Origin of the sequence: Cyanobium sp. Lug-B (assembly GCF_024345635.1) — a bacterium.
GTDB classification, from domain to species: domain Bacteria; phylum Cyanobacteriota; class Cyanobacteriia; order PCC-6307; family Cyanobiaceae; genus Cyanobium; species Cyanobium minutissimum.
This window is the reverse complement of record NZ_JAGQBM010000020.1, coordinates 1-16038: the sequence shown is the minus strand read 5'-3', so window position 1 is coordinate 16038 and position 16038 is coordinate 1. Positions and strand designations below refer to the sequence as shown.

At 65.9% G+C, this 16038-nt stretch carries 16 protein-coding genes; 7 read left to right on the top strand and 9 right to left on the bottom strand.

Features of this window, described 5'->3' with window-relative positions:
* The 3 genes from KBY81_RS06985 to KBY81_RS06975 form a co-directional block, all read right to left on the bottom strand.
* Positions 1-1092, bottom strand: coding sequence for an extracellular solute-binding protein (locus KBY81_RS06985; RefSeq protein WP_254970572.1), 1092 nt, complete (start codon positions 1090-1092; stop codon positions 1-3).
* Between the two features lie 134 nt (positions 1093-1226).
* Positions 1227-1370: a hypothetical protein gene (locus KBY81_RS06980; RefSeq protein WP_181280134.1), complete on the bottom strand. Its 144-nt coding sequence runs from the start codon at positions 1368-1370 to the stop codon at positions 1227-1229.
* An 84-nt stretch (positions 1371-1454) separates the two neighbouring features.
* The gene (locus KBY81_RS06975; protein WP_254976057.1) at positions 1455-2678 is read right to left on the bottom strand and encodes a GTP-binding protein; all 1224 of its coding nucleotides are present in this window, start codon (positions 2676-2678) and stop codon (positions 1455-1457) included.
* A 94-nt stretch (positions 2679-2772) separates the two neighbouring features.
* On the opposite strand from KBY81_RS06975, the gene KBY81_RS06970 reads away from it, so the two are divergent.
* Entirely contained in the window at positions 2773-3180 is a 408-nt protein-coding gene (locus tag KBY81_RS06970) for a tellurite resistance TerB family protein (RefSeq protein ID WP_106221543.1), read from the top strand.
* 10 nt (positions 3181-3190) lie between these two features.
* Here the strand turns inward: KBY81_RS06970 and KBY81_RS06965 are convergent, their stop codons facing one another.
* Genes KBY81_RS06965 through KBY81_RS06945 form a run of 5 tightly spaced genes read right to left on the bottom strand, consistent with a single transcriptional unit; the run spans position 3191 to position 7157 of the window.
* A complete protein-coding gene (locus KBY81_RS06965) occupies positions 3191-3592 on the bottom strand; it encodes a Fur family transcriptional regulator (RefSeq protein ID WP_106221541.1) in 402 nt (133 codons plus the stop codon).
* 10 nt (positions 3593-3602) lie between these two features.
* On the bottom strand, positions 3603-4973 hold the full coding sequence (locus tag KBY81_RS06960) for a hypothetical protein (protein ID WP_254976056.1): 1371 nt from the start codon (positions 4971-4973) through the stop codon (positions 3603-3605).
* Positions 4970-5677, bottom strand: coding sequence for a TIGR03943 family putative permease subunit (locus KBY81_RS06955; RefSeq protein ID WP_254976055.1), 708 nt, complete (start codon positions 5675-5677; stop codon positions 4970-4972). Before KBY81_RS06955 ends, KBY81_RS06960 begins: the two co-directional genes overlap by 4 nt.
* A 5-nt stretch (positions 5678-5682) precedes the next feature.
* Positions 5683-6651, bottom strand: coding sequence for a permease (locus KBY81_RS06950; RefSeq protein ID WP_254976054.1), 969 nt, complete (start codon positions 6649-6651; stop codon positions 5683-5685).
* On the bottom strand, positions 6648-7157 hold the full coding sequence (locus KBY81_RS06945; protein WP_254976053.1) for a 6-carboxytetrahydropterin synthase: 510 nt from the start codon (positions 7155-7157) through the stop codon (positions 6648-6650). The genes KBY81_RS06950 and KBY81_RS06945 overlap by 4 nt, the downstream gene beginning before the upstream one ends.
* Before the next feature lie 99 nt (positions 7158-7256).
* Between KBY81_RS06945 and hisIE the strand changes: the two genes are divergently transcribed.
* Together hisIE and KBY81_RS06935 are read left to right on the top strand one after the other, a co-directional pair.
* Positions 7257-7919: a bifunctional phosphoribosyl-AMP cyclohydrolase/phosphoribosyl-ATP diphosphatase HisIE gene (gene hisIE, locus KBY81_RS06940; protein ID WP_254976072.1), complete on the top strand. Its 663-nt coding sequence runs from the start codon at positions 7257-7259 to the stop codon at positions 7917-7919.
* Complete coding sequence (locus tag KBY81_RS06935) at positions 7916-8281, top strand: hypothetical protein (protein ID WP_254976052.1); 366 nt, start codon at positions 7916-7918, stop codon at positions 8279-8281. The genes hisIE and KBY81_RS06935 overlap by 4 nt, the downstream gene beginning before the upstream one ends.
* Positions 8282-8313: 32 nt before the next feature.
* Here the strand turns inward: KBY81_RS06935 and KBY81_RS06930 are convergent, their stop codons facing one another.
* Positions 8314-10758, bottom strand: a complete 2445-nt coding sequence (locus KBY81_RS06930; protein WP_254976051.1) for an autotransporter outer membrane beta-barrel domain-containing protein — start codon at positions 10756-10758, stop codon at positions 8314-8316.
* Between KBY81_RS06930 and KBY81_RS16610 the strand changes: the two genes are divergently transcribed.
* The 4 genes from KBY81_RS16610 to KBY81_RS16495 all read left to right on the top strand — a co-directional run.
* Positions 10733-11002 carry a hypothetical protein gene (locus KBY81_RS16610; RefSeq protein ID WP_254976050.1) on the top strand — a complete coding sequence of 90 codons (270 nt, stop codon included), beginning with the start codon at positions 10733-10735 and terminating at the stop codon, positions 11000-11002. The two genes, KBY81_RS06930 and KBY81_RS16610, sit on opposite strands and share 26 nt — an antisense overlap.
* Positions 11003-11353: 351 nt before the next feature.
* Positions 11354-11662: an addiction module antidote protein gene (locus KBY81_RS06920; RefSeq protein ID WP_254976049.1), complete on the top strand. Its 309-nt coding sequence runs from the start codon at positions 11354-11356 to the stop codon at positions 11660-11662.
* A gap of 1034 nt (positions 11663-12696) precedes the next feature.
* Positions 12697-13206, top strand: a complete 510-nt coding sequence (locus KBY81_RS06915; RefSeq protein ID WP_254976048.1) for a hypothetical protein — start codon at positions 12697-12699, stop codon at positions 13204-13206.
* Positions 13207-13238: 32 nt separating this feature from the next.
* On the top strand, positions 13239-16038 hold a 2800-nt coding region (locus tag KBY81_RS16495; RefSeq protein ID WP_396103667.1), incomplete at its 3' end, for a calcium-binding protein.

Below are 16038 nucleotides of genomic sequence, written 5' to 3'. Positions count from 1 at the left end.
CTACTTCCAGCCGTTCGATTCCATCATCTGGGTGGCCGCCCTGCTCCTGGAGCCGATCTGCTCCACCGAGACCCCATCGGCCCTGAAGGTGCCGAAGCGCTTCAGGATCGGGTTGTCACCGAAGCCCTTGAGGGGGTATTCATTGTTGGCTTCGGCGTAGCCACGGCCGCCGGTGGGGGAGGCCAGGAACTCGATCAGCCGGATCGCTGCCTGGGGATTCCTGGCGTGGCGGGTGACGCCGGCGCCGGTGATGTTGACGTGGGAGGGATTGAGGTAGACCACCTTCAACCGTTCGGCCAGCTGCTTGTCCTGGGCGCCGCCTTCCCCGGAAAGCATGCGGGCGATGTAGTAGGTGTTCACCACCCCGACGCCGCACTCACCACGGGCAACGGCCCGGGCCAGGGGGGTGTCGGAGGTGAAGAAGGGCTGGCTGACGTTGGCCACCATGCCGCGGATCCAGGTGCGGGTGGCGGCATCACCGTTGAGGATCATGCGGCTGGCCACCAGGGACTGGTTGTAGGGGCTCTTGCGATCCCGCAGGCAGAGCTTGCCCTTGAGGGCCGGCCTGGCCAGATCGGCGTAGGTGCGGATCGTCGCCGGATTCACCAGCTTCGGGTTGACCACCACGGCCCGCACCCGGCGGGTGAGGCCATACCAGCGACCCTGGGAATCCCGCAGGTTGGCGGGCACATCCCGCTGCAGGGCGGCCGAACGGGTGGGGCGGAACAGGCCCTGGTCGGTGGCGGCGTCGAGGCGGGCGGCATCGACCAGAACGAGCACATCGGCAGGGCTGTTCTTGCCCTCGCTCTTGAGGCGCTCCAGCAGGGCGTCGTCCTTGGCTTCCAGCACGTTCACCCTGATGCCGGTGCGGGCGGTGAACTGGCGGTAGAGCTCCTTGTCGGTGTTGTAGTGGCGGCCGGAGTAGACCCCGATGGTGGTGCCGGCCTGGGCGACGGCGGGAGCCTTGGGCTGCGACTGACCGATGGCCGGCAGCGATCCACCGCCGAAGACGGCGAGCAGGGCTGCGGCCAGGGCCGCGGATCCGCCGACAGGCAGCAGGAGGCGACGGCGGAGGAACCTGGACGTGGGCATCTGGGCAAACGGATGTCTGCCCGGACCCTATGAGGGCTCACCAGGGGTGGTCGGAACAAACGACGCGACGCCGCGTAACAATGCTTACCTCTGGAGCGCCCCTGCGGCGCTCAGCCCCTTTTCGCGGTGAGCGCTCAGTAGGTGTTGGAGCGGCGCACCGGGATCAGGGCGGGCTGCATCAGGCCGCCGCCGCCGTTGTCGTCGTCGGAATCCATCGCCATCCACAGCACCAGACCGAGAAGGGCGAGCACGCCCGTCATCAGGAGGAACTCGGTCATGGGAGTGCTACGTAGACCGTCACCCTAGCGGCGCCAGCCGGTGGTTCCGTAGTGGATGCAGCACAACGGGCCGGGGGCGGCCGATCAGCCGAAGCCCTTGCCCGCCTCGCCGGCCACGCAGGCCTGGAGCTGTTGCCGCAGGCGCTTGTGGTCGAGGTCCTTGCCGATCAGCACCAGCTGGTTCTTGCGTTCCCCCGGCCAGTCGCTGTCGTCGATGGAGAAGCGTTTGCCCGCCAGGTGGAACACGTGGCGGCGCTCGCTTTCGTTGAACCAGAGGATCCCCTTGGCCCGGAAGACCCCCGCCGGCATCTGGTTGTCGAGGAAGTTCTGGAACTTGCGCAGGGAAAGGGGGCCGTCGCTGCTGAAGGACAGGGAGGTGAACCCCTCGATGGCCTGATGGTCGGCATGGCCGCCATGGTCATGGCTGTGGCCATGGTCATGGGCGTGATCGTGGCCGTGGTGATGGCCGTGGTCGTGGTGATGGCCCGCCGCCGCCGGCTCGTGCTCGCAGTGGCCGTGGTCGTGGTCGCAGTCGCTGTGGTCTTCGGCCCCATGGTCATGGCCGTGATGGCCCCCATGGTCGTGCCCATGGTCGTGGTGGTCGGCGGCGGCCGGAGCCTGCTGCTGGGCCACCACCCTGTCGCTCTCGAACAGGCCCACGCTCAGCAGCAGGGGCAGGGGCACCTCGCCCTTCACCGAGCGCAGGATGCGGGCCTCGCTCTTGATCGCCCGCAGTTCGGCCTCCAGCTGCTCCAGCCGCTCCTCGCTGACGAGGTCGCACTTGTTGAGCAGGATCATGTCGCCGTAGACGATCTGGGAGCGGCCCACCTCCCCCTGCAGCGTCTCGGGACCGAAGTTCTCCGCGTCCACCAGGGTGATGATCGAATCGAGCCGGGTGAGGTCGCGCAGGTCGCTGCCGAGGAAGGTCATGGCCACGGGCAGCGGATCGGCCAGGCCGGTGGTCTCCACCACCAGGTAGTCGACGGGTTCGGGGCGCTCCAGCACCCGGTAGACGGCCTCCAGCAGCTCGCCGTTGATCGAACAGCAGATGCAGCCGTTGCTCAGCTCCACCATGTCGTCGCCGGTGGCCACGATCAGCTCGTTGTCGATGCCGATCTCCCCGAACTCATTGACCAGCACGGCGGTCTTGAGACCCTCCTGGTTGCTGAGGATGTGGTTGAGCAGGGTGGTCTTGCCCGCCCCGAGGAAGCCCGTGAGGATCGTCACCGGCACGGCGATCGGCCGGGCCTCCTTCGCCGCCTCGGTCGCCGCCTCCTGGGTCGGGGCGTCCAGTTTCGTGCTGGTCATGGCCGGAAGGGGAACCGCTGTGGTGATTCTGCCGGCGCGCTCCCCCCAGCCACGCCGCCGCGGCTGCTGGAATGGCGGTCTCCGAACCTGGCCCATGAACCCCAGCGAAGCGTTCGCCGCCATCGCCCTGGCCGCGGTGGCCTGCGATGGTGCCCTCGATGGCGACGAGGCCGCCATGCTGCGCCAGCTCCTGGAGGTGCGCTCGCCCTACGCCAACCTCGGCGAGGCGGCCATGGGGGCGATGTTCGAGGGGCTGCTGGGGCGCCTGAGCAGTGGCGGCTGGGAACAGCTGCTGGCGGAGGCCGCGCCGGTGCTGACCGCCCCTCAGCAGGAGACGGCCTATGCGATGGCGGCCCTGCTGGTGCACACCAACCGCAGCTTCAAGCCGGTGGAGCAGGCGATGCTGCAGCGGCTGGGGGAACTGATCAGCGTGCCGCCTGAGCGCTGCAGCCAGATCCTCGAGGTGATGGCGGTGCTGCACCGCGACAGCCTCAGGTCCTGAGGGCCAGGTCTCAGGACCTGGTGCCCCGGCAGCGGCCGCACAGCCCGAAGAATTCCAGAGTGTGGTAGAGAGGCAGGAAGTCGCCCAGGTCCTCCTCCGGCAGGTGCAGGCCGTGCACCGGGCAGTGGGGCAGCACCATCGTGGTGCCGCAGTCGACGCAGGTGAGGTGGTGCTCGTCCCGCTCGGTCGGGGCGTAGAGGGCTTCGCCGCTGGGCAGGTGGCGGCAGCGCACCAGCCCCCGCTGCTGCAGCTGGCGCAGGTGGCGGTAGACGGTGGCCAGCCCCATGGCGGAGGGGCCGCCCCGCAGCCGGGCATGGAGGTCCTGGCCGCTCAATTCGCCGTCGGCATCGCGCAGTTCCGCCAGCAGGGAGGCCTGGCGCGGCGGGAGCTCGGGGACGGAGGGGGCCTGCATGGTTCCGTTTCTACCCTGCCGGCAGCCAGATGGCCTGGAGGGCCTCCTGCGGCAGGGGCTGGAGGGTGAGGCTGGAGGCCTCGATCAGCACCGCCCGGGGGGGCGCCGGGGGTCCCCCGCGCAGCTCCCCCAGGGGCCGGAGCACCAGCGCCAGCCGGTCGCTGGTGGGGTCGTAGCTGAGGCCGGTGCCCGGTTCGAGCTCCCAGCCGGCCAGGCGCCGCGAGGCCAGCACGGTGCCGCGCCGGTCGAGGGTCACCAGGGTGAGGACGGGGCGGCCCACCCCTTCGATCAGCAGGGCCCAGATCCGCTCGCCGCCGCGGCTGCAGGCCGTGGCCGCCAGGGCCTGGGGGCCGATCCAGAGCTGGCGCGGGGCCACGCCCGGCTCCACCAGCTCCAGGGAGCGGCGGAAATCGGGCCAGTGGCGCACCAGCAGGGCCCGCCCCGCCCGGGGACAGAAGCTGCTCAGGTCGCGGCTGCCGGGCAGGGTCTGGCGGCGCTCCGGCCGGGGGGGCAGGTCCTGCAGGCTGAGGCCGTCGATCTCGGGCACCACCAGGGCGCCCCCCTCGGGCAGCAGGCGCACGGCGCCACTGGCCTCCAGCGGCAGCACCCGCGGGCCGCCCCGGGCGGGCCAGAGGCTGATGCTCACCTGGTCGGGCTGCTCACCGCCGGCCTGCACCAGCAGATCGCCGCGGCGGTTGCCGCTGATATGGGCGAAGACCATCTCGCCGGCGCCGATGGCCTCGGGGGCACCGGCCTGGACGGGGGCCGGCGCCGCCGGGCGCCCGCGGCCCAGGGGGCGCAGGGGCTGCTGGCGCAGCGGCAGCCGCCAGACCCGGAAGCGGCCGGACTCGGAGCGCGACACCACGGCCACGGCCTCGCCACCGCCGAGCGGTTCGACCATGGTGATGCGCGGCCAGACCGGCGAGATCGGCCGCCAGCGGCCGTCGTGCTCCCGCACCTGCAACTGCTCGCCGCTGGCCACCGGCACCACCGCCAGCAGCCGGGGGCGCGGATCCCACTGCCAGCGCTGGGGGGCCAGGGCCAGGCCGCGGCGATCGCGGCCAGCCAGCTGCAGCTCCAGGGGGGAGCGGATCCGCTGGTCGGGGGACAGGTTGAGCAGCAGGGTGTCGCCGTCGCCGAGCCAGCGGTGGGCCAGGGGCGGGGAGAGGGTGCTGGCGGCCTGGAGGCTGGCCGGGTCCATGGGCCGGCTGAAGCGGGCCTGCAGGGCGGCGGGCCCGGAGCTGGCGGCCACCGGCGTGAGCCGCTCGAGCCGGGGCGGCTGGCGCAGCAGCAGCTGCTGCTGAACCAGGGCCAGCAGGCCGGCCAGGGCCAGGGTGAGCGGCAGGGGGCCGGCCCAGGGGAGGCGGAAGGACCGGGTCATGGTTCCAGAGGACGCGCGGGCCTGGGAATGGGCCGGATGCGGCTGGGGACCACCTCCAGCCGCTCGCCGCCGCCGGGGGCGGGCTTCAGGCCCATCACCCCGTCGATGGCCAGCCACTGGTCGGCGGGGAAGGGGGCCTGGCCGGCTGGCCAGTCGACGGGCAGCCCCACCGGGGAGGCATCGGCCAGACAGCAGCGCACCAGCAGGCGGGCCAGCTGGGGCGGTTCGCCCTCCATCGGCAGCACGAAGCCGCTGATGCGCACGGGATCGCCGGCGAACAACTTGGGATCGGGCTGGCTGCGCAGCAGCCGCACCCAGTCGGTGAGGCTGCGCTGGGCGGGCGGCAGCACGAAGCTGAGCTCGCTTTCGGCGGTCTCGTCGCGGGGGCGCTGGCCGGCCAGGTCGGCGAAGGAGGGGGCCGGCGGCAGCAGCAGCACCAGCAGGGCGATGGCGGCGGTGAGCAGCAGGGTGCGGGCCTGGCGCCGGTCGCCCCGCTCCTGGCGGCCGGCGCCGAAGGCCAGGCGCAGCTGCAGCAGGGCGACGAGCAGCAGCAGTAGGCCGGCCAGGGCCACCAGGGGGTGGAACACGGCCCGCAGGAGGAGGTCGAGGCGGCCGTCGACGCTGCTGACCAGCAGCACCAGGGCCCAGAGGCCGAGGCTGGCGGCGCGCCAGAGGGCGGCCCGCTGCAGGGGAGGGGGGATCACGGGAGTCACAGGCGCCACAGGTTCACCCACTGGCCGATCAGGAGCACCATCAGGGCGGCCCCGGCGGTGGTGAGCACCAGGCCCCGGGGCCGGAACAGCAGCCCGAGCAGGCTCACCAGCTTGAGGTCGATCACCGGGCCCAGGAGCAGGAAGGCGAGCAGGGCCCCGGGGGTGACCTGGGCGGCGAAGCTGAGGGCCAGGAACGCATCCACGCTCGAGCACACCGACACCACCAGGGCCAGCAGCATCAGGGCCAGGATCGAGAGGGTGGGGGCGCCGCCCACCGCCAGCAGCCAGCTGCGGGGCACGAAGGATTGCACCAGGGCGGCGATGACGCTGCCCATCACCAGCAGCAGGGCCAGGTAGAGGAATTCCTGACTGGCGTGCTTCATCAACTCGGCCAGGGGCGGCCGGACCGGGGTGGCCTCAGGGCTGAGGGCCGACGGTGGCGGGGCCCCCACCAGGCCGCTGGAGCGCTCCAGCAGCCCCACCGCCGCCAGGGGCTGGTGCAGACGCCGTTCGGCAAGCAGGTCGGCCTGGAGCAGCTGGGGTTCGCCCACCAGGCCCAGCAGCAGGGCCAGGCCCACGGCCACCACCACGGCGCCCAGGGGCCGGGCCAGCAGCAGCCAGGGCTGGTCGGGGAAGGCGGCCCAGGTGCTGGCGATCACGATCGGGTTGAGCACGGGGGCGGCGAACAGGAAGCCGAGGCCGGCGCCGAGGGGCGCGCCACCGCTGAGCATGCGGCGGGCCACCGGCACGTTGCCGCATTCGCAGGCCGGCAGGGCGAAGCCGAGGGCGGCGCCGGTGAGGGGCCCCAGCAGGGGGTGGGAGGGCAGCCCCCGCAGCCAGCGGCCGCCGGGGGCGAACCAGCGGGCACCGGCGGAGATCAGCACGCCGATCAGCAGGAAGGGCAGCGCCTCGATCAGCAGCCCCTGGAACAGGGCCCAGGCGGTGGCCAGGCGGGTGAGGATCACGGCGCCGGCCAGGGCTCCGGGTTGGCGGGGGTGGCGGCACCCGCCTCGAACCAGTCGGGGATGGCGGTGAAGCGGGCGGCGTTGGCCTCGTTCTCGCGGGCCTCGACGCGCCAGCAGCAGCTGCGGCCGCCGTCGCGGGGGCCGAGCAGCTCGTTGGCCCAGCCCCAGGCCAGCTCGGCGCTGGCCTCCATGCCGACGTTGGCCATCACCCGCAGGTCGAGGGCGCCCTGGTCATGCAGGGCCTGCCATTGGGCGAGGAGGGGGTCGTCGTGGTTGACCAGGAAGGTGTGGTCGAACTGCTGCTCGAGGCGGGCCCGCAGGGGCTGGAGGCTGGAGAAATCGACCACGAAGCCGTGGAGGTCGAGGTGGTGGGCGGCGAACCAGAAGGTGAAGCTGCGGCTGTAGCCGTGCACGAAACGGCAGTGGCCCGGGTGGCGCCACTGGCGATGGCAGCAGGGGAAGCCGCCGTAGCTCTTGCTGCAGGTGTGGGCCGCGGGGGTGGACATGGGGGAGGATCACTGCAGCTGACGTCGCGTCCCGTGGGGGCTCCATCCGCCGCTTCCCCTGGATCCTGTCATCCGCCGTCGCCCGGTGGGGGGGGCCAGCTGGCGGGTCCTGAGCTGATCGCCACGCTGCGCTTCGACGCGGCGGGGCTGATCCCGGCGGTGGCCCAGGACTGGCTGGACGGGGCGGTGCTGATGGTGGCCTGGATGAACCGGGAGGCGATCGAGCGCAGCCTGGCCACGGGCGAGGTGCACTACTGGAGCCGCTCGCGGCAGGAGCTGTGGCACAAGGGGGCCACCAGCGGCCATTTCCAGAAGCTCAGGGGCCTCCGCTACGACTGCGATGCCGACGTGCTGCTGCTGACGATCGAGCAGGTGGGCCAGGTGGCCTGCCACACCGGTGCCCGCAGCTGCTTCTACGAGGAAGGCGAATTGGCCACCGCCGGCGGACCCGACGCCCTGCCGCCGCCGGCGGATGTGTGCACCGAGCTGGCGCGGGTGATCAACGGCCGTAGGGAGCGCCCGGAGCCGGGCAGCTACACCAACAAATTGCTGGAGGGGGGCGACAACCGCATCCTCAAGAAGATCGGCGAGGAGAGCGCCGAATTCGTGATGGCCTGCAAGGACGACGACCCGGACGCGATCGCCGGTGAGGCGGCCGATCTGATTTTTCATGTGCAGGTGGCCCTGGCCCACCACGGCGTCGACTGGCGCCGGGTGCAGGAGGTGCTGGCCGAGCGGCGCGGGGCGCCACGGCGCGAATGAGCCGGCTGCAGCGGGAACTGGCCTGCCGCCGGCGGCTGAGCGATGGAGCGGGCGAACGCTGGCTGTGGGCCCTGGGCTCAAGCCTGCCCTGGGTGGGGCTGGCGGTGCTGCTGCTGCACGCCCTGACGCGCCGCACGGTGACGCCGTTTCTCTATGGCCTGACGGCCCTGGGGGCGGTGGGCTTCCTGGTGCTGACGCTGGGGGGCCTGCCGGACGACCTGGCCCAACGCAACCGGCTGCCGTCGGGCACGGTGCCGGCGGCGATCACCTTGATCTGTGTGGCGGCGTTTGCCTTCGGGCACCGGCAGGGGCAGGAGAAGGCGGCGGTGGAGGCGCGGAAGTGGCTGGAGTTGGATCGGTGAGGGGCATCAGACTGCGCATCCCCTTTTCCAGCTCAGAAGCTGAGCTTCACCCCACCCCCATAGGCGAACTGGCGCCCCGTTGAGAAGACTTCATAGGAGGCGGAGACATACAGGGACGCCTTTCTGGCGATCTCGTACTCCAGGCTGCCGCTCAGCGTCAGATCGTTGAGGCCGCGATTCTGGCCGGCGCTGGAGAAGTTCACCCCCGCTGCCGGCAGGCTGGCGTTCAGCGAACTGTTGCCGTTGCGATCCCCCAGCGCATCCACCTGATAGGCCACGGCGACGCGTGGCTTGAGCAGCTGAGACCTCTCAGCATTCAGGGGAATCGCCGCCATCACCTCGGCGCCGAGGGTTCCCACCAGGCTGTGGCTGGTGTGGCCCGCCACGTTCAGGTTCATGGTGGGGTCACCGCTTTCGCTGAACCCAGCCTGCTGATAGGCCCCATAGGCCACACCCAGTTGCGGTTTGAGCGTGACCGGCACCCGGGCGGTCGCCTGGCTGAGCGGAATCGCATAGTCCGCCTGCAGCGCGGCGGTGTAGCCGTGGGCCGTTGTGCTGCCGGTGATCGTGTTGCCATTGCCCACCGCCAGCAGGCGCCGGAGGCCCTGGATGTTGTAGTTGCCGTATCCCAGCAGCCCCTTGAACGTCCAGGGGCCATCGGGCCGGTAGACCCCGTAGAGCGAGCCGCTGTTGACCGTGGAGCTGATGCTGTTGCCGCCGGCCCCCAGGTTGCTCAGGCCGGCCGTGCCGTAGCCATAGGCCGCCCCCAGCGTCCACTGGTCGCTGGGCTGAACTTCGACCCCATAGAACCCACCGGCGACGGCGGAGTCGTAACCCGACAGCCCACCACGGCCATCCATGCTGGCGGTGGCATTCCCCCCCGTCGCGAACACGCACAACGGTGTCCTGCGCCCCTTCCCGCCGATCACCCAGCCCGTGTCCCGGCAACGGCCGGCCTGGTTGGTCAGGGTCTGCCGCTGCAACCGCAGGGCATTGAGCCCCACACTTTGGAAGGCGGCATAGGACTCCGGCGTGATCGAGTTCACCGCCTGCGCCAGCGCTGCCCCTGAGGGAATGGCCAGCAGATTGGCCAGTCGGCTCACGAAGTCGCTGCTCAAGCCGGCGGCCAGGGCCTGGCCTGTGGTGAAGCCCGTGCTGCCGATTGCGAAGCCCGTGGCATTGGCATTGCCCGCCGCCGCGGCAGCCAGGCGGTTGAAGGCCGAATCGAACACCCCGGCGGCCGAGGCGCCATTGCCCTGGGCCCCCAGGGCCTGCAACGCGGAGGCCACCGCACCGCTGCCGTTTCGAGCGCGCCACTGCACGTCGAAGGTGCGGAGGTTGCCATCGGCCTCCTGGATCAGGGCCGTGCCGAACTGCAGCACGGCCGATGGAGCGATCGGCGACGGATCCAGCCCCACGGCAGCGGGAGTCGTGAAGGCCTCGCTGGCGGTGACGATCGTGTAGGGGAATCCAGGCCAGGCGGTGCCGTTCCCAAAGGAACTGAGCGCCGTCGTCCCCGAAAAGCCGGTGACCGTTCCAGTCACGACGATGCGGTCGCTATGGGGACCCTGGATCTGGATGGCCTGCGTACCCCCATTGAGGTTGTAGTTGCCGTTGATGGTCAGGGTGCCGATCGAGTTGCCCGGGGCGATCACCCCACCGCCAGCCACCGAGGTGCCGGGGAGCTGACCGGTCCCGGCAATCGTGCCGCCGGATAGCACTGTCAATCCTGAGGATGGGGCGATCGAACCATTCACGGCCAGGGTTGCTCCCTGCTGCACCGTGGTGGCCCCCGTGTAGGTGCTCAGTCCGGTCAGTTGCGTCAGGCCACCAGTGCCGCTGTTGGAGATGGTCAGGGGGCCATCGCCGGAGAACGTTCCCGTGAAGCTTGAAATGAAGCCATTGCTGTCGATCGTGCCGCCGAGTCTGCTGAGGAAGTAATCGGTGGCGAAAGTTCCGGGCTGGTCAACGATCACCGTGCCGCCCGCCAGCAGAGTGCTGAAGGGGGCACTGGCCGGGGTGGTGGTGCCTGGGGTGACGCCCACCAACCTCACATCCAGAAGGATGGTGTTGTAGGGGGATCCGCAGGGGTTCAGCGCGGGTTCGGCTGTGCACCAGGTCTGCCCCCCGTCGGCGCTGATGGCGAAGCCGTTGTAGGTGAATCCATTGAGGCCGCTCGGCTCTGTTCCCCCCGCCCCCGTGTTGCCGGTGTTGCCCCACTTCGGTTGGCTGGCCAGGGGGATATCGAGAAAGCCGGCCAGGGTCAGCCCGTAGGTGGTGGCCGGAAGGAGCGTGAAAGTGCTAACACTGCCGAGGCTGCTGGCGTCAAAGCTGTACAGCTGCCGCAGTGCATTGATGCTGACCGTCAGGCGCGGTGAGGACGTCAGTACCGCCGATGGCAGTGGGCTCGGGCTGTTCGGCCTGGTGGACCAGATCGAGACGCCCAGGCTGGTGGTGAGCGGCAGTGGTGTTGCCACGCTGAAGGGATTCAGACCCAGCGTCAGCGTGTTGATCTGGCTTGGGATAGGGCCGGTTGTGAAGATCAGCGATTTGGGAGCGGTGATCAGCCCGGATGCATCAATCAACGTCGATCCGCCATTGGTGCCGTTCGGGGTATTGATGATGACGATGTCGGCTTTGGCCTGCCCTGAGCTGAGGAGAAACAGCCCGGTCCCCAGCCCGGTGACAAGCCTGGGGAGCTTTGCGCATCGCCTGGTCTGAGGATGGATCATGAAGCTTGATTGAAGGCAAGCGTGATCACTATCTTGGGCGAGGGAGTGTGAATCAGCTTACCATGAATCTCCTGAGAGCCCTTTCGAAAGGAACAGTCTGTCCTGCCATATGGATCGTCGGTCTGGCCCCCCCTTCTGCTGCGCCGTGAACCGGCGCCATGTTCTGGCGGGGTTGGTGATTGAGGGATAGTCTGGTGGTCATGGCATGACCCTTGCCAAGTTGTCTTCAAAGTGGGGGAAGCCCAGCTCATTGTCCTTCTTGCTGGCGGCGACAAGAGCTCTCAAGCCAAAGACATCCAGCACACCAAGGCTCCTGCCCGTCACCTTTAGGCAATAACCCATGACCAAAACCGAAACAACTGTCTGGGATCCAGTCAATCATCTCAAGAACAGTCAAGACATGGCAGCCTATCTTGAGGCCGCTTTGGAGGATGGAGATCCACACCTGGTGGCTGCTGCCTTGGGCGATATTGCTCGTGCCAAGGGCATGTCGCAGGTTGCACGGGACGCTGGGCTGGACCGGGAAAGTCTCTACAAGGCTCTCTCCTCAAGCGGTAATCCTGAACTGGCCACTGTCCTGAAGGTCATCTCCGCACTTGGACTTCAACTGCATGCCAGTCCTGCGGTTGGTGCGGAGACGGCTGCCTAGCCTTTCCATGCCTCTGCGCCGCCTCTCAAGGACGCTTGCCAATGGTTCGTTCCCGCCTGCCGGCTTGATCATGTCAGCAGCTGAGCGAGACGCTGAGTACCCGGCGGCGCCCCATCACCGGGCTGTTGCGCCAGGCCACTGCCCGGCTCGGGAAGCCCTTGGCGGTCGACCTGCTCAAGCCTGCCCAGTGGCTCACTCCCTCAACGAAGCCCGCGGCCCGATGTCGTCATTGATCAAGGGGTCGGGTTGATCCCCATGGCACCACGGCACCGGCGATTGCAGGCCATGGTTCCGCAGACTGTTCTGCGCCAGGACCCGCAGTGCCCTTGCCCCGAAGCTGATCGGCATCAGGGTCAGTCGAGGGGATCCTGCGGAGGGTGCAGAGCTGGTGTGTGAGCTCCAAGGCCTGCTGCAGTTGCTGCGGATTCTGCCAGCCACTGCTGGGCGGTGCACTCTCTGATGCCGTTGGCTGGGGCCAGCTGAACGGGTTCCTGCTCTCATCTTGAGGTTACTGAATCTCCCCATCGATGGGTGTCAGACGGGCATGGGGATGTGTCTGCATGGGGTGCGATGCCTGGAGCTGATGGGTCGCGCCTCAACCCTGCCGGCTTCCCTTCCCGTCTTCAGCCGGAACTCCCCGGGGGCACGACACCCCTGAGCAGCGGAGCTTTGGGCATCGAAGACGGGCGACGCTTCTTGGTGTTGCCTTCAGGGCCCAGCCATTCAGGAGCTGTGGTGGCCATGTCCCAGGACCTTCCCTCTTGCGGCTGGCAGCGCTGATCCAGGACTGGCCGGGCCTTGTCGGTCTTGTCCATTGCCGCCTGACGCCTCTTGCGCTGCGCTTGTCGCCGGCGTCGCCAGCTGGACAGGGACCGCTGGACTGCTCTGGCTTCCCCCTCGACGGCCTCCTGAAGCACTGACTCCTGGTGCCATGGACGCCTTGACCGTCCCCGGGAAGCCTGAACCAGGACCTGCACGCACTCGACCTTTCGTGACTGCTGGCCGATCCCCCTGTCCATCGTTAGGTTCTCAACGTGCAGCTCCTGATGTCCAGGAAGTCGCGTGATGGCAACCCCACCAACGCGGATCATGGCTTCCACCCGTTGTGCCCCACACTGCTTGAGGCAAGCCAGATGGCCTTCGTGAATGAAGTCGCCTCAGATGAAGACATTGCCCGATACAACCTGCCCTTCAAGCCTGGCGACGGACGCTACTGGACCAGGGATCGGGAGCTCGATAGCTATCTGTGGGGTGGTGTTATTGAAAACTATTCCAGAGAGTATATCCCTGAAGGAAGATTTTGGTTCTTCATCCATAATGTGCTGCTAGATGTGTCGCTTAATGTCGAGAGAGTCAGTGGCGGATCTCTAATGGTTCCACCAATCATTGTTTGGAAAGAAGTGTCTCATATCCAACCCATTAATCTAGGCGGTCTCGATCGATGTGAAGTCCTATGCATTCTTCGTGCTGCCTTGAGTACGTTTGGAATTGATGGTGAGGGGAGATGCCAGTCTCTTGAGCCGATTGTGAAGTTTAAGTTCTAGGAACTATTCGCTGAACATCCGCCATTTAGATCATGTTGCTTACTGCTGAGCAGGCTAATCTTCTGCTGGATACAATTGAAACCAAGGAGCAGCTTCTAGACCTAATCGAGAGAGTCGATCACCGAGTTCAGGGCTCTGTGACGATTTTGTATAGCGGAGTGACGGGAGTATACACTTCAATTGGAGATAAGATTGTTCATTCTGGCGCCATGGCGGAGGCGCTGCATGAGTCCGGCAACGATGTTCGTACTATCGATCAGTCGGAAGTCGGTAAGTTTATGAACATGACCAAGAACTCGAGTAACTATAATAAAAGATTTGCCGATAAGTTGAAGCAGATTTTCGGTGAGGATAAGGTCGGATTGCAGAGTTTTATGGATGGCGAAGTTATTGATGGCATGCGAGTTAATAATGGCGTGTGGGATAAGGTCTCGGCGCGATATGTCGCAGATGCTGTTGGAGAGGTGGTGACTTTCACTGGAGGGGCGTCCGAAAGTCGCGTATTTTTTCAGACTGAGCTCCCACTTATTCTGAGTAACCCAAGGGTGACAAGTATTGATGGCATACCAATAGAGGTATTCCAGGGAATGAGTGTTGAGGATGCCTTTAAGGTAATCACTGCAGCGTCAGAAGTGAGGGCATCAAGGTTAAAGATTTCCGTGGATGACATTGGAAATCCTCTGCAAATCAACCAACATTACGTTCTCGACGCCCGAAGCTTCTTTGCGGATTCCAAGGCAATCAATGGAAATGCTCCTCCCCCCGATACTCCGATGCGGTCCATGGCGGACTTTATTCCCCAGGAGAGAGTGGCAGCCCATCGTGAATCACTGAGAGAGATACGAATCGCTCAGGATAATCTGGCTGTTCACTACAAACAGGATTTTCTTCAGCAGACTCCACAAGGTCCCTCGCGTTGGCTCAGGGCCATGGATCAGCTGGGTCACATTGCTGATGTCGTCAGCCTTGCGGCCGTAGCCCACGATGCCAAAGCGGCGATGGATGCGGGCGATCAAGAGGCCGCACAGCGCATCATGACCCAATGGGCACTTGAGAATGCCGGGGCGATTCTTGCTGGACGTTTGGCATCACTGGCGGTGGCACCACTGCTCGCTGCCGGTCCGCTGGGTTGGTTGGCTGCAGGCGGATTGGTGCTGTCTGCCTCCATGCTCGGAAGTGCCTACTCCGACGAGGCTGCAGAGTTCGTGGCCGGTCACCTCACTGATCTCTGGGACCAAGGGTTGGAGGCATTGAGAACTCAGTTTCAAGCGGCGGAAAGAACCTACTCCTGCCCTCTAGTCCTGGATCTTGACCGCAATGGAGTGATCACGTCAGCGCAACAGAGTTCTGAGATCCATTTTGATCATGATGTCAATGGTTTCGCTGAACGGACAGGTTGGGTCAGCCCTACCGATGGACTTCTTGTTCGTGATCTTGATGGGAATGGTCTGATTGATCATGGTGGCGAACTATTTGGCAATCACACCGTGCTGCCCAATGGGATGAAGGCAGCAAATGGTTTTGAGGCGCTGAAGGCACTTGATGGAAATGGGGATCGTTGGATCGACCAGCTTGATGCTGCATGGTCGACACTGAAGGTATGGATCGACCGAAACAGCAATGCGGTCTCCGAACAAGGCGAAATGGTGAGCCTCAGCGAGGCAGGTGTACGTCGCCTTGGTGTGACTTATTCCACGTCAGATATCGTGGATCTTCAAGGGAATCGACACCTTCAGCTTGGTGAATTCCAGTCGTCTGATGGAACTCTTCAGTCCATGCATGATGTCTGGTTTGAGGTGGACCAGGCACGTACCAGGTGGCTACATTCTCTCACGCTTGAAGAAGATCTCTCGGCACTTCCAGATCTCAAAGGAATGGGCAAGGTGCCTGATCTTAGCCAAGCCATCGCAGCGGATGAATCTGGAGAACTGCGTCTTCTTCTGGAACGATGGATCCAGGGCAGCTCCTTGCAGCGTGAGGTACTGATTGATCCACTGATCTTTCGTTGGGTCGGAGTGTCTTCTGGACAGTCCGTTGCTGGCTTGGATGTGATTGATGGTCGGCTCGTTGTCATGGAGCGCCTGCTCGGTCAGAGCTTTCGCCAGGGCTGGACTGACCCTCGGCCGATTGGTCAGGCGGTAAGGATGCTTCATCTGGCCTATGAGAACTTCCGTCTTCAGCTAGAGAATCAGTTGGTTCTGCAGACGGATGCATTGCCGATCCTGCAACGGCTTGTGTCGCCTGATGGTGACATTTATTCACAGCCATCGGGGCAGATTCTCGATTTGATCGCTGACTATCTTGATGCAGGCTTTTTCGAATCATCAGACTACCTCGGGTTGTATCGGCTTACTCGATCACTTCAATCGATCGGAGAATCTGGCGCTTTGGTTCTGGCCGCATTGCAGGAATCGTTGACTTCCGAGCCTGTGAAGGGAGGCCTCTTCCGGCGGCTTGCTTCTGAGCATCGCCTTCAGCATGGGTCAGACCTGGCCAACCATCTGTCTGGTACCGAGGGCCAGGATCTGCTCGATGGCGGAGCGGGTGATGACCTGCTGCATGGCGGCGCCGGCCGCGACTGGCTGGTGGCGGGGAGCGGCAACGACAGCCTGAATGGCGGGATCGGAGATGACGTGTATGTGATTGGCCAGGGCGGCGAGCGCAAGGAGATCAGCGACACGGACTACCAGAGCGGGAACCACGATGTGGTGGTGTTCACGAATGTGAAGCCATCCGATGTGCGACTGGTGGAACGCCATGGTTCCCAGCTGTATCTGCACTACGGAAGTACGGACCGCCTGTGGGTGGAGAATTACTTCGCCTCAGAGGTTC